This window comes from Acidianus ambivalens (genome assembly GCF_009729015.1).
GTDB classification, from domain to species: Archaea; Thermoproteota; Thermoprotei_A; order Sulfolobales; family Sulfolobaceae; genus Acidianus; species Acidianus ambivalens.
Map to the genome: position 1 here is coordinate 1,190,151 of NZ_CP045482.1, position 14,392 is coordinate 1,204,542.

The 14,392-nt window shown below is 32.1% G+C and carries 13 protein-coding genes; 7 read left to right on the plus strand and 6 right to left on the minus strand.

All coding sequences use genetic code 11. The annotated features are described in order from the left end of the window. Nucleotide 1: 1 nt before the first annotated feature. From D1866_RS07005 to D1866_RS07025, 5 genes are all read left to right on the plus strand, one after another. Entirely contained in the window at nt 2-1,621 is a 1,620-nt protein-coding gene (locus tag D1866_RS07005) for an ATP-binding protein (protein WP_152941676.1), read from the plus strand. Next, nucleotides 1,618-4,653, plus strand: coding sequence for a hypothetical protein (locus tag D1866_RS07010; RefSeq protein ID WP_152941674.1), 3,036 nt, complete (start codon nt 1,618-1,620; stop codon nt 4,651-4,653). The genes D1866_RS07005 and D1866_RS07010 overlap by 4 nt, the downstream gene beginning before the upstream one ends. Continuing rightward, nucleotides 4,640-5,308 (plus strand): hypothetical protein, encoded by a 669-nt coding sequence (locus D1866_RS07015; protein ID WP_152941671.1) that lies wholly within the window; start codon nt 4,640-4,642, stop codon nt 5,306-5,308. The genes D1866_RS07010 and D1866_RS07015 overlap by 14 nt, the downstream gene beginning before the upstream one ends. Beyond that, on the plus strand, nt 5,305-6,312 hold the full coding sequence (locus tag D1866_RS07020) for a DNA double-strand break repair nuclease NurA (RefSeq protein WP_152941669.1): 1,008 nt from the start codon (nt 5,305-5,307) through the stop codon (nt 6,310-6,312). Before D1866_RS07015 ends, D1866_RS07020 begins: the two co-directional genes overlap by 4 nt. Before the next feature lie 68 nt (nt 6,313-6,380). Beyond that, on the plus strand, nt 6,381-7,475 hold the full coding sequence (locus tag D1866_RS07025; RefSeq protein WP_231136264.1) for an RsmB/NOP family class I SAM-dependent RNA methyltransferase: 1,095 nt from the start codon (nt 6,381-6,383) through the stop codon (nt 7,473-7,475). On the opposite strand, the gene D1866_RS07030 is transcribed toward D1866_RS07025, so the two are convergent. From D1866_RS07030 to D1866_RS07040, 3 genes are read right to left on the minus strand one after another with little or no spacing between them, the layout of a single operon-like run. Continuing rightward, the gene (locus tag D1866_RS07030) at nt 7,432-8,658 is read right to left on the minus strand and encodes a glycosyltransferase (protein WP_152941667.1); all 1,227 of its coding nucleotides are present in this window, start codon (nt 8,656-8,658) and stop codon (nt 7,432-7,434) included. The two genes, D1866_RS07025 and D1866_RS07030, sit on opposite strands and share 44 nt — an antisense overlap. Further along, nucleotides 8,655-9,314 (minus strand): DUF5752 family protein, encoded by a 660-nt coding sequence (locus D1866_RS07035; protein WP_155861109.1) that lies wholly within the window; start codon nt 9,312-9,314, stop codon nt 8,655-8,657. Before D1866_RS07035 ends, D1866_RS07030 begins: the two co-directional genes overlap by 4 nt. Before the next feature lie 58 nt (nt 9,315-9,372). Then, entirely contained in the window at nt 9,373-9,726 is a 354-nt protein-coding gene (locus tag D1866_RS07040) for a NifB/NifX family molybdenum-iron cluster-binding protein (protein ID WP_048054821.1), read from the minus strand. 88 nt (nt 9,727-9,814) lie between these two features. Here D1866_RS07040 and D1866_RS07045 point away from each other — a divergent pair, with 88 nt between their 5' ends. After that, complete coding sequence (locus D1866_RS07045; RefSeq protein WP_152941663.1) at nt 9,815-10,060, plus strand: Rdx family protein; 246 nt, start codon at nt 9,815-9,817, stop codon at nt 10,058-10,060. Nucleotides 10,061-10,075: 15 nt separating this feature from the next. Here D1866_RS07045 and D1866_RS07050 read toward each other — a convergent pair whose 3' ends face one another. Then, entirely contained in the window at nt 10,076-11,689 is a 1,614-nt protein-coding gene (locus D1866_RS07050) for a cbb3-type cytochrome c oxidase subunit I (RefSeq protein ID WP_152942944.1), read from the minus strand. A 228-nt stretch (nt 11,690-11,917) separates the two neighbouring features. On the opposite strand from D1866_RS07050, the gene D1866_RS07055 reads away from it, so the two are divergent. Next, a complete protein-coding gene (locus tag D1866_RS07055) occupies nt 11,918-12,688 on the plus strand; it encodes an enoyl-CoA hydratase/isomerase family protein (protein ID WP_152941661.1) in 771 nt (256 codons plus the stop codon). Here the strand turns inward: D1866_RS07055 and D1866_RS07060 are convergent. Together D1866_RS07060 and D1866_RS07065 are read right to left on the minus strand one after the other, a co-directional pair. Further along, complete coding sequence (locus tag D1866_RS07060; RefSeq protein WP_152941659.1) at nt 12,662-13,654, minus strand: ABC transporter permease; 993 nt, start codon at nt 13,652-13,654, stop codon at nt 12,662-12,664. The two genes, D1866_RS07055 and D1866_RS07060, sit on opposite strands and share 27 nt — an antisense overlap. After that, nucleotides 13,654-14,376 (minus strand): ABC transporter ATP-binding protein, encoded by a 723-nt coding sequence (locus D1866_RS07065; RefSeq protein WP_152941657.1) that lies wholly within the window; start codon nt 14,374-14,376, stop codon nt 13,654-13,656. The genes D1866_RS07060 and D1866_RS07065 overlap by 1 nt, the downstream gene beginning before the upstream one ends. Nucleotides 14,377-14,392: the final 16 nt, after the last annotated feature.

Sequence of the window (14,392 nt, forward strand, 5' to 3'; positions counted from 1 at the left end):
TATGTTAGCAGAAGGTAAGACTATAGGTATAGTATTACAGAAAAGTGAGGCCAATTCCATTCAAGGATTGATATCTCCAGAATATGAGGTCAGTCCTGGTCAATTATTCCTTATTAAGGATAATAATAAGTTATCATTAGCCAGATTGGAGAATTATGAATACATTAATGAATTTTATGATGAGAAAATTCCTATAGTAAAGAATATTCTTTCTGAAAATACCTCCTTTGACTTACTAAATATGAATACAGTAATTAAAACTGAAATGAGTATAATAAAACGATACGGGCATAATTCTTCTCCCATGCCTGGTTCTTTAATAAAAGCTCTTCCAGAAGAAAAAGACGAGAATTTTTTATCAGAATTTTATGGTGTAAAAAACGCTACAGATTATGTGAAATATGGAAGATTAGCCGGTTCAGATATACCGTTATTATTAGATCTTAACGCAGTTACAATGCATGTAGGCATCTTTGGAGAAACTGGAAGTGGTAAAAGTTATGATATGAGATATTTAATTTATCTACTTTCTAACCTGAAAATAATGGGTAAGAGCACTGCTTTGCCAATGATAATAATTGATGCTAACGGAGATTATGCTGATTTTGCTACAATAAACATGGATTTAGTTTCTGGGGGTAGGAAATGGATCAAGAAATATGTAATAAGAGAACCTAAGAGCGATACTGAGACTAGGCTTACTATTGACTTAAGTCTATTTACTCCAAAAGATTTGGCAGATTTTATTATTTCCCTTAAGTATGGAGGAAATGAAATAAATTCACTGCAATCAAATCTGTTAGATTATGTTATTTCACAACATGATCAAAAGGAATATAATAACCTATTAGGCAAGGAGGAAGGAATAAGCTTAATTCAACAGGAAATTTCTTCAAATCAAAATCTTAAGGAACTAGGCTTCAGCAGTAGTACTGCAAGAGCTGTAATAAGCGCTTTGGAAATTTTTAAAGATAGAATAATAAAAAGATATAAATTAGTAAGTAATTCCTCATCAATAAATGAACAAATCTTAGACGTTATATGGAAAGAAAAAGGCTTAGCAATAATCGATTTTTCAGCAGATGGTTCTCCTGGAGTTGATATTCCTACTAAGCAATTAATAGTGAGTTATATATCAAGGCTCTTATTAAACTATTTAACAAAAGCAAAGTACTCTGGCTCACAAAGGCTAATTGCCTTCGTAATAGAAGAAGCGCAAAATTATATTCCTTCAAACGATTATCCTATTTCTGCAAATATAACAAAGGAAGCATTAGTTACACTTGCAACACAAGGCAGAAAGTTTGGTGTCTCATTATTCCTAGTAAGTCAAAGGCCTGCATTTGTTGATAAATACGTGTTATCAATGCTAAATACCTTCTTCTTTCACAGAATATATCATGAAGACTTAAAATACGTAATGTCAGCATCTGGCGGTCTTCCAGAATCTTTAGCTAAAGGATTAACGTCATTGGATACGGGTTATGTTATAGTTTCTGGTTTGATGTCAGCACTTAAAGTTCCGGCGTTAGTAAGAATACCTTGGGATCCTAGGTTAGGGTCATACGCAGGAAGTGTAGAAAGAATTGATAGGGTTTTAATTGAAGATTCATCTAAATGACTTGCAATTATCGAATAAGTGAGACTGCAGCAGACTCTAAATCCCTTTATGACCTATATTTATGTATATCATCTAAGACTAGGTATATAGATAGGTTAAAGTTCTTTAGACAAATAGGCTGGGAAATAAAGAGACTTGAAAGCCCTAGAGAATCACCAGAAATAATTGCAGTATTAGCAGATTGGGGTCAAGGTAAAACTAGTTTCTTTAACATTATAGAGGAAGCATTAAAATCTAGAAAAATAAATATATATAAAGATTCTTTTGTAAATATACTTAAAAAAGAAAAGGGAGATATAACTTTTATAAAAGATTATCCGGTAGTTCTTATTGACGAGATAGAATCTGGAGTAGACTTTGCTGTATACAGACAATACCAAGATTATATAAGGGATTTCTGGATATCACTAAAGGAGCTGGCTAATTCTAAAGGCAATAATATAGTATATTTGTCTACAACTCCGAGCGCCTATTCAAAAGTGTTCGGAGTAGGTGGTCAAATAAATTCATTATTTCCAGAAACTTATTATTCATTTATACAAAGGATAAAAACAATTCAAATAATGCCACCATCAAAGCTGGAATTTCTAGCAATGATTGATTGCCTTCTTGACTATAATGAAAAAGATAAGGAGATTCTACAGTATTTAGATCTACCCTATTGGGTAATTAGTCAAGAAAGGAGAAAATATGCAAGGTTCTTTAATGATATACTTTGTAAGTCTTTCGAATTTAAAGATCCAATAGAGCAACTGTTCAAAGAAATTTCTATAGCTACCGACTTAAACGATGAAGGTGAAACTTTAAGGAATCTTGTCATAGAGCTTGAGAATAAAATGGATAAAGATGAAATAAGGAAATTTCATAAGGTTTTACTGAGTAGAATTTTCACTGATAAAAATTTAATTATAAAAGAATTAGAAGGCCATATTGTTAAAGGCTTTCTAGTAGACTTTCCTAGTTGGGTAGAAGTAACTAAGGAATATAAGATACCTCAGGATATTGAGGATTTCTTAATATTTTACTCTGGCTCATCCGAATTTGATAAGAGTATAAACGTCTTTGTCTCTAGTGACGTAAATAAGGTTATTTATGAGGGAATAAATGTAGATCTTTCTGATGTATATAAGAAGCTAAAGGTTAAATCAAAAGGAGAAGCTTACGCTTTAGAATGGGGATATTATGAGTCCCTAGTAAACACTAACGTTGGAGGATTAATAGTAGATTTTAAAAGTAGGGAAATAAAAGAGAAAGCTCTAAAATTTGTTAATGACAGCCTATTAGATATAGAAAAAGAAGTAGATTCTTTTATTATTTTTCTAAATGAAATAGGCTTGAAGTTTAATCAAAAATATATCGCTAAAAATATTAGAATAATAGAATGCGATATAGGAAACTCTGTGACTGTAAATCTAGTTATTTATAAACCTACAGGGAGGGAAGAAAGTATAATAAAAGAAATCTTAAATGAGTATGATGGAATAATTCATGGAGTAATATTTCTAGGTAAAAGTAATGAGGATTTAAGTAAATACTCAGTAATTCGAGCTGAAATAGAGCTATTCACTCCTATTAAAAGGCAATTACTCTACTTGCTCTTCTCAAGTTTAAACCCAGATCTTACTAGAGTAAGAAAAGATGTTCTAGACATAAAATTAGGCGAGTTAAAGAGGGAAATAAACGACGTAATGAGTAAAATTTTACAAAAGGTTACAATTCAACAATTACCTTTAACAAAGGGAAATAAAAGGCCTATACAATCTTTAAATTGGGTATTATTCTCTCCTTCAATTTATCCAGATAATTATCAGAATGTGTTTGTGAAAGTAAATCAAATAGTTAACGAAAAATTTAGAATCTTCGGAAGCAAGCAGTTCCATTTGGAAGATATAGAAACTTCAGCTGCTCTAAAGGATGATATTATTACTTATCTCTCAGAAAACGGAATAATAAATTCTAAAGATGGAGGAGAAATCATATATTATGACGATCTAGCAGGGCAAAAAATTAAGGACTTCTCCTCAACTCTGGTAGGCTATTTAAGGCAGAAAGAGCTTAATATTGAAAATTTGATAGCAGAATATATTTATTACTTAAGCGAAATAAAAAATGTTAAACCAAAATTAATTCAGATAACTGGAAAGATATTCGGAAAGTCTCCTACAGTGGAATTTTTATTATATTCGTCAGTTACAACTGGGGAGATAATAAATTACGTTGATGATAAAGATAAGCTAATTAAAGATCTTATAGAGCAGGTAGATAGACGCATCGACGAAATTAAGTCTGAGGATTTGAATGAGGGATACTTTATAACTGTTAAGAAAAGAGATGCTGGAATAAGAAGCTTAAAGGATATGAAAGATTCTATTATGGAATATTATAATCAGTTGAAGCTTGCAATTAAAAATGGCGACTATAGGAATCAGCTAAGGCTTGTTTTTTTGATATTAACGTTATATTCTCTATTTAAAGAATTTATAAATCAGACAATAAATGCGCAAAACGAAATTACTAAAATAAAATCATACATGCTAGCGAAGCTAGATGTAATAAGCAAAGCTAAGAGAATGCTAGGAATTAATGAAGAGCTAGAAGAAGAAAAGGAGATTAATGAAATTCTGGATTATTTGGAATCTGGAAAGATATTAAATGAGTTCTATGAGCTTATAGAAAGAACTACCAAGACTAAGAGAAACGAGGAGTTAATGAATTTTATTGATACTATAAAGAAAATATCTAATAATGAAGACAATGACAACTTACACTTAATTATTTGGGAAATATACAAGGCAAGTATAGATGGAACTCCTTTACCTTTCTTTGATGAACTAAAAAACACTACGATCTATAGGTATAGCGAGAGACTTAGGGAAATAGGATCAAATCTTATGAGGCTTCAAGCAGAAATTGAGTCTATAGAGAAAATAAATCCTGAGGTAAATAAACTGAGGCAAGAAATAAATAATCAAGAAAAACAAATTTATGACTTAATTAAAACTATAAAAGGTGAATTAAATGAATTTAGTTGATATATTACTTAAAATTCAAAATGAAAAGAATTCGTTGGATTGGGAGAAGCTGAAAAAAGAATATATGGAACAAGGTGAAATAATAAAATCACTTGAAGTTACAGTTTCAAAAATTCATTCAATAAAGCAAGAATTAAGAAGATGTTCATTAAACGAGGTTAGCGAAGAATACTTAGCAATAAAGAATTATTTGAGCAAGGCTAAAAATAGTGATAATCCTAGGGAAATTATTTCATATGTTAACAATGCGTATGAAGAACTTAAACATTGCTTGAAACTATCTGAGGACATAATTAAGGAAAAGATTCAGAAGTATAAGGAGATAATAGACGAAAACAATAGAAAGCTTAAAACATATCTAAAAATATTCCTAACCATATTAGGAGAGTCCAAGGATTTACGATTATTTGAAATTACAGATAACCTTGAGGAATTAGAAAGAAATGCTAAAGAATCTGAAGAAGAGGCTAGAAAAATTTACGAGGAACTTAAGGATAAACTGTCCAAGTTAAATATAGAAGGTAAAAGGTTAGAGATTTTGCTCTCTCTACTTGATCAAGGGCAAGTAACTATAACAAAACGCAATAGTAAAGATGTTATTGAATTATTGCGCTTTCTATCGGAAAAAGGGATAATAATTACGGTGAAAATTTGAATTCTACTGATATATTAAATAAGATAAAAAAATTAGCAGAGGAAGAAGATGAAAAAGCTAGAAAGGTAGACGCAATACTTTCCTTAGTTGCTGAGGATATATACTACGGAAATTCGGATTTGGAATTTTTGGAAATAAATAATGCGAGAAATCCTCACATAGCTTGTGCAGTAGATGGTAGTAAATATCAGCTAGATGTGGGAGATTTTTCACTAATTATTGCTAGGGCAGTAAAAGTTAAAGGAATTTCTGGTGAGAAAGGCAAAAGAATTCCTCCAGATATTAAAGAGGATGTAAAGCTCGAGGACAATTATTATGGGGAAGATAAAGTGGGTAAAGATGCAATACTTCTAATGTTAACGTTAGAGACTGAAATCCTGAGTTCATGTTCAGACTGTGATGTAGTTTTTATTGATGGTCCTATTATAGATCCTCCTACTTACGATGATAATGACGAAGATTTGAAAAAGTTTCACGAAATTAGAAAACTTACAATTTCCACGAGTGATAAGATTATAGGTATTGTAAAAAGATTTGCCCAAAGATTTCTTATAAATAAGCTAATTAATGATGGTTATGCTCAACTTATTGAGGCGAGGGAAAGTTATATTGTTCAAAATCTATTTTTTAAACTCAGGCAAAAATTTGAGGATTACAAAAATCCGAGATTTCTAGGCTGGATCTCTTGGGATTCTATTTTCTCATCAAATTATACAACAGATTTAGCCGGATTAGGAAAGGCTTACAAGAAATACAATATAAAATTATATTCGGGGTATTTTCAGCAAAATGCCATTTCTCCAGTGGCAAGAATTGACGTACTAAGTCCAGACAATAATAAACTGGCATACATTGCAACATGGAGTTACCCAGGGATAACCGAAGTCACAATTTTAAATAAGTTAGCTGACGATATATCTAACGTAAGTAAGGCAGAAGCAGAAGCTTATTTAAATTTGCTCATCTCAGCTAGGAAAACTCTGCCAATGATGAGAAAGGCTTAATGAATTGATGAGATGTCCTAGTCCAGCTGAGGTTAATCATTTTTAAATAATTGCAAACATTTTTCTCCGTGGACAATAGGAAACTCTTTGCAGACGCTATATTTCTAATAATGAAGAAAAACCTCTCTCCTGAAAGAGCATTTGATATAGCATTTAAAAAATACATGCAAGGCGATAGAAAAGAACTTTATAGAGAATTTATTGAATATATTAAAAAATATTTGTATGAAAGAAATTTGTACCCTGGCATAAGTCCTAGGGAAGTAGATATGACAATAAACCCGGATCCTATGCTATCATTTCCTAAGTGGATATTTGAAAGACTTTACGCTCTTTTAGGAGAAGAAGGAATTAAAGGAATATATAATCATAAAACCTGGGCTAGAGTTAACGAGCTAAAAGCGAATGTTAATGATGTAATCAGATTATTGGAATCTGAAGGATATAAAGTAAAGAGGACTGAAATAGAATTTCTCTTAGAAATAGAAAGTGCTGATAAACGAATCTCAGATTCTACTGCATTTAAAGAAGGACTATTAATACCTCAAGATAAGTCAAGTGTTCTTGCAGTAATGACCTTAGATCCAAATCCTTACGAGAAAATCTTAGAAATAGGCTCTGCACCAGGAGTCAAATCTTCTTTAATCCAACAGTTAACTAGGAACAAATCTTTCCTTATCTCAATAGATATTTCCGAAAAAAGAATTATGCAACAGAAAAAACTTATGGAAAAATGGGGTGTAAGTAACGTAGAGCTAATTGTTGCAGATGCATTACATTTACCAATAAGAAAAGCTGATAAAGTATTTATTGACGCTCCTTGTAGCAATAGTGGAACAATAAATGTAGATCCATCGGTAGTGTTGCGTTTAAACAAGAGGAAATTGCACGAGCTTTCATCAATACAAATAGGAATACTTAAAGAAGCTAGCAAGTTGAAAACTCAAGTAGTTTACATAACTTGTTCTTTATTTCCTGAGGAGGGAGAAAAAGTTGTGGAAAAATTTGAAAGGAACTTAGTTCGTATTCCTAATGAAGGTCATGAAGGGTATAAGAAAAGTAGGGTTTGGTTAAGAGTATTTAGGACATATCCGCATAAGGACTTTTCAGAAGGATTCTTTATTGCAAAGTTGGACTTTTCATCTCCTCATTTCTTCCAGTAACATAAAGCATTACACTCATATATTCTCTCATATGCCTAGTTATTAGGAAATTATTTTTAACGTGCTCATGGGCATTTTCGCCAATTTTTTGCGATATTTCAGGATTCTTCAATGTATGTATAATGTAATGCGCAGCGCCTTCTATATTATCAACTAGATATCCTGTAATTCCATGAATAATTTGTAGAGGAATTCCTCCTGTTCTTCCACCTATCACTACTTTCTTTTTCCACATTGCTTCGCTAACAGTTAAACCAAAGCCTTCTTTAATCGATTTTTGTAATACAACTGAGGCTCCAGTTTGAAATGCGTTTATTTCAAGATCACTATAAGGTGGTAACATTAATAGATGAATGTCCTTGTCGTCTCCTGCTTCTTTGACAGTTTTTTCGTAAACCTCTTCTCCTTCTGGATCATCCGTAGCCGGACTACCTACGTAAGCTAACTGAAGTCCATCTATATGCTCTTTAGCTAATTTGAAAGATTTAATTACTCCTATAGGATCTTTAGCATAGTCAAATCTTGAAATCTGAACAACTAAAGGTCTTTCAGTATCAATTCCATATTTATATAATATTCTCTTTACAGTTATTTCTGGAATTGGCTGATTCTTTATAGATAATGGGTCAATTGATGGAGGAATTATGAATTGCGGAATGTTAACGTCGTCCCTAGCAAAGGCTGGAGTAGAAATTATCATTGAATCGTAATTTTCAATTTTTTTCTTTAAAAATTCCCATACTGGAGCATAGGGGTTAGAAATATCTATGTGACATCTAAATATCCATTTTCCTTTTTTTCTAAATTTAATTAAACCTAAAGGCTGAGGATCATGTATCATTATTATATCATAATCTAAAGGTATTTCACTTGCGTTAATTTCTTGCCACTTTTCATATGTTTCAAAGGCGTTAGGAGGCAACTCTCCATAACCGTTTTGTAAGGAGTTGTGGAACGATTTTGTAACTCTAAAGAATTCATTATCTCCTCTTATTACTTTCCAGTCTACATTAAGTCCTAAGTCCCTCATTAAAGGTACCATTCTATTCAAGATCTCCGCTACTCCTCCTCCAGCCCTAGTAGAATTTACATGAAGTATGGAAAAATCTTTAAGTTTTTCTGCTATTTTTACTAGACCGTAAAGCTCGTCTTCTCCTATTATCTTTTCATATTTTTCTATCATTTTAACAACTCACCTTCCAAAATTTTTAACAAATCTTGTCTGAAATCCTCTTCTTCTGTATAAGTTTGAGGGTCTATTTTTGCTAATTTTTCTCCTAAGTCTATTAAACCAAAGTTCTCCTCTAACCACGTTGTAAAATCATTTCTCTTACTTAAGCCCATTACTCTTTTGTACACAAAGTGATAAAATAAAGACCTAACGGGAACTTTAGCTATAGCATCCATAAATTCTGCTAACGTCCTTACTTCTACATCTAAAGGATAAACTACAGGAATAAATGAAATAAATACAAAGGGATAGTCTGCAGTTTTATCTAAATGAGTGGAGGTGTTTAGCAATTCTAAAAGTTCCTTCCTTATATCCTCTATAGTCAAAGGCTCTCCACCTTTTATATCAGCTACTACTTCAGCAAGGTATTCGTCATGAAGGGATTCTCTAAGCCAGAAAGCAAAGTCATTGGGCAAATCTTCTGGCACCACATGAGAAGACAGCATTGGGTGGAATACATGATAAAATATTGAATTTTTATCTACAGTTGAAATACCTTTTATAAGCTCTGATAATGAATTTGCTTTAACCTTTGTATACAATGGAGGATAATAGGCTGCATAGAATTTAAATGGAATACTTTTTCCTTGAGAATCGAGGTTCATAATACAAGAGTGGTTTAAAAAGTTTAAAACCTTTTATTCAAGTATTATAATTTAATACAGATTATGGTTCGTACGCTTCTGCATACATTTCTTCTGGCAATTCCTCAGCTATTTTCTTTTTAACTTCTTCTAAATTATTTAGAACCTCTTGTAACGTATTATATTCAGTTGGAATGTATTTTAATCTACCGTAAGACATCATATATGACCCAGGGCATAAGAATTTATTCTTTACAATTATCGCATCAACGCCAAGGTCTAGTATTATTCCCATAGTTGCCTCTTTACTTACGTTATATGCAGGATTCTCATATTGTTCTACTACTTTCTTTTCTTCATCTATTACTCCTATTATCTCGGCCTCATCTAAAGGCTTTAGATTTTGCTCCTTATCATACGTTACGGCTATTTTCATAGACATTTATTGTTTCAAAAGCTTATATAACATTTGCTAATTAACTTTCATAAAGAGTGTTTTAAAAATTACAAACAAAATGCTGTTTATGGTAATAGTAAAAATAGTCTATTGTAGGCCTTGTGGATATTTAGATAGGGCATTAGAATTAGCTAGAGATTTACTACAATATTTTGAAAATATTAAAGTGGAAATAGAACAAGGTAAAAATGGGATATTTGACGTTTATTTGAATGATGAACTTATTTTTTCAAGATATAAAGAAAAAAGATTCCCAGAAAATATGGAAATCCTAAAGGAAGTAGGAAAAAGAATAAATAATGGTAATCAGTAATAAATAAAAAATAATTTAAGCCTTTATTTTTACTATTTTGCTTATCGCAGTAGTTAATTTGTTTGATATTTCGTTTAATGAAGGTCCTTCATATCCTAATTGCATTGCTATAGTTGTTACGGTATCGCTTACTGATAATCCTTCAACGTTTGCCGATCTTCCTTTTAATAATGTAATTACTAGATTTCCTAGCCATATTAATGTTGCAAAGTCTGCTATCATTGCTCCTATGCTAGCTACAACTTCTGGAGTAACATAAGCAGGAATTATTGGATAGATTTCAGCTCTCCTAATTAATCCAGCCAATCCTAACGCATCAAAGCCTACTACTACCATTGCTGTTCCTATCATGTAACCTATCATATGGATCCAGCCTAGCTTTGTTGAGTACCACATTCTTCCAGTTAGCATTGGTATCATGTAGTATAGTGTTGCAAATCCTGCAGGAACAATTGACCAGAATATCATCGCATGGAAGTGTCCTGGCACCCACATACTATTGTGGATTATTGAATCGAACGATATGTTTGCGTTAGCAATTCCAGTTACTCCTGCAGCAATTGCTCCTGCGAAGCTAATTGATATCCAGACAGATATCAAGTTGGGCTTAAACTGTGCTCCTTTGACTGTAGCCCATAAGTTGAAGAACGTCATCATTGATGGTACAACTACTGCATATGTTAATACTTCCTGCATTATCTTTACACTAACTGGTAAGTCTACCAAGTACAAGTGGTGAATTGGCACGTTATTTGAGAAGATAAGGTAAAGGAGTGCTGCTACTCTTCCCATTTTATCGCTATATAATGGCTTTCCTGCTAAGAGAGGTATTAAGTAATACATTGAGGCTACTGCCGGCATCCAAACTATGTATACAATGGAGTGTCCTAATATCCAGAACGCTATTTGATTTGCAATTGGATCTAAGCCCACTAGTCCGAAGTATGCCAATATATCCCAAGTATTTGCTGCAGTTTCACCACTCCAACCTATAGCTATCATTAGTGAAGTCATTAAGGCAAATACTGCAAATATTGGTAATTTTTCCTTCATATTCCTGCTTACAAGGTAGTAATGGTAAATTAGCCATATAACGTATATATAAACTCCTATATCCATAAGCTCATATCCTAGGAACCATAGAGGTGATATTACATATTCTGAATAATTAGGTATCCCTAGAGGATTTAAGTAGTACCATCCAGTAGCTCCGAAGTAATTATCATTAAATGTTGGAAATGCTACAATTGGTCCTTCCATTAGCATGAACGCTATGTTGAATAGTATGAATCCAATGTTAAGGAACCACTTTGCTCTTGGTTGGAAATTCAATAATTTGTAAGATAAGAATATGAATACTGCGACTTCTAGCTGTACTGCAAATCCAAATAGATCTCTTACTCCATGTAGAGTTATTCCTCCGTAATATTCTTGAGAAGTGAAAACTAGTGTTTGCGATAATCCCCATACCATTTCTTGTATTCTTGCCATTAATGCATCAATAATACCTAGAATTCCCCAGACTAGGCTCATTACAATCATAGCCATTGACACTCTGCTTACCCAGTCCTTATCCAATTGGAATACAGCATTAACTAGTGTTACAAGGGGATTTGACTTAGAACTCATAGGTATTGCCTCTAATATTAACATATTTAACTTTATCTTCATAACGATTAGATAAAGTTATAAAAACTTATTTTTATATAATTTGAGAGAAATTTTACCTTAGCACAAGTCATATAGATTTAATAACTAATGAATTATAACATATTTAACTTTATAATATAAATTAATTTTAATTCTAAATAAATGGTAAAGAAAAGAGATAAATAAGGGATAAGGGAAATAAGATTGATGTTTGTCAATAAAGAGTATAAGGATAATTTCATTTTATTGACATTTAATACTGGAACAAAATATAATGTTTTTAATGTAAAATTTATGACAGAACTTTTAGATACTTTAAGTGAAATAGAGAAGGAAAAGAAATATAGGTTTGTAGTATTTAAAGGAGAGAACGGGAACTTTGGCTCAGGAGCAGATATAAGGGAATTAAACCAAGCTTCAGTAGATAGAGAATTTGCTTCATCCTTTTTCAACTACATGAAAGATCTTTATTTAAAGCTAATAAATATAGATAAAATTACGATAGCACAAGTTGAAGGTATTGCCTATGGAGCTTCCTTAGAGTTATTATTAGTTATGGATTTTGTAATAGCTTCAAAATCTGCTAAATTTGCTGCTCCCGGTGGAAAAATAGGAGTTTTTCCTCCGGTTTTACTAACCTTAGGTCCTTACATTATAGGTTTAAATAATGTTAGAAGACTGGCCATGCTTGGAGAGGAAATAACTGCAGAAGAAGCTGAAAAAATAGGTCTTATAACTAAGGCAACGGATGAAATAGATAAAGAAACTGCAAATTTAATATACAAAATGTCATTTATGGCACCATCTTCGCTTATGTTGATGAAAAGGCATATCATGAAATATTTGGATAGAGATTTATCTGAAGCATTTAAGTCATTGACAATTCAAGTAGGAGGAGACGAGAGTAGAGAAGGCATTAATGCATTCTTAGCTAAAACTAAGCCCAGCTGGTTAGTCAACCTCCCTGAGCTTCAGTAGTTTGCCGCCTAGAAATACGCTTAAGGCCATAAAGATTATTATGTAAATTATTTCCCATGGTTGGGGTAATTGTTGATAAACAGTAACTTGCCTTATTATATCATTAAGTACAGACACCGGTTGATAATTTATTAGAATCTCTATAAAACTTGGGAAAGAGCTTACGTAAAAGAAGGCATTACTTAAGAAGATTAAAGGTAAAGCAACTACATTAGCAGCAATGTTTGCTATGAAGAGTTTATCCTTTGGCGTTAAACCAAATATTATTGCACCTAAACCAGAGAACATTAACGTACCTAATATTAAGAATACTACAAATAATATTCCTATAATCGGTATAAAACCTAGTGCTACTCCTAATAATAATACTGGAACTATAGAAATGAAAGTAATTATTATTTCATAAAGCATTAGTGAAATTACCCATTCATAACTTTTTAGAGGCGAAGCTGCTAGCCTTTCAACCAATTTATCCCTATAATATCCTGCTCCTACGCCCGTAACTCCAAAAACACCGTTAGATAGTGCAATAACGCCTATCATTCCAGATAATATATAATCTACATAAGTAAATCCTGGAAGTTGTGTAGTAATGACCTTAGCTGAATCGTGTGTTGAATATTCCGTTAGTATTGCTTCTAAAGAAGGTATTAAATATTTACTATCTTTCGGATAAGTTACATTAAATAACGAATTATTTTGAACGTTTACGTAGATATAATTGTGAAGAATAGCTTCTCTCTCATTATTACATATAACACTTACAAAAAGCTGAGTGGAATTTAGGTATTTTGCTAGCTGTTCATTATTTGTTGCAACGATCTGTGTTACATGATTCATTCCTGCAAAACCGAATGCAAAAACTAAAGTAAGAAATAATGGAAATACAAGAATAAAGAATATAGTAGCCTTATTGCTTAAGTTGTCCTTGACTATTGCCTTAGCAGTAGGAATTACGTTTCTCATTATTCCTCACCAATACTCTCTAGAAGTGCCAAATAAGCTTCTTCAAGAGTAGGTTTTTCAAATTCTTTCATTAAGTCATCTGGAGTTGATAATCTAAGTATTTTGCCGGAGTAAATTATCGCTATTCTATCAGATAATTTTTGTGCTTCATCTAAGTAATGCGTAGTAAGTAAAATTGTTAATTTTTTATCTTTCAATTTCTTCATTATATCCCAAACGTTCCTTCTAGCCTTTGGATCTAAACCTACTGTAGGTTCGTCTAGATAGATTATTCTTGGGTTTCCTACTAATGCACAAGCTATAGCTACTCTCCTTTTTAGTCCACCAGATAATTTCTTAAATCTTGTATTTTTATAATCTTCAAGATCTAATTCTTCTATAACTTCATTTACTTGTGATTTATCTCCTCCGTAAATATTTGCAAAATATTCAATGTTATCCTTTACGGTTAAATCAGAAAATCCTTGAAAATCCTGCGGTACTATACCTATAATTCTGCGTATTTTCTCGCAATCCTCGGGAACTTTCATGCCTAAGATTTCTATTTTACCTCTATCTGGCTTAGATACACATGAAAGAATCTTAATTGTTGTGGTTTTCCCAGCACCGTTTGGTCCCAACAATGAAAATATCTCTCCGTCATTAACTGTAAATGATATACCTTTGAGTACTTCTTTGTCTTTGTAGCTTTTCCATAAGTCTTCAACGCTTATTGTTATCATAATTTATTTATGTTGG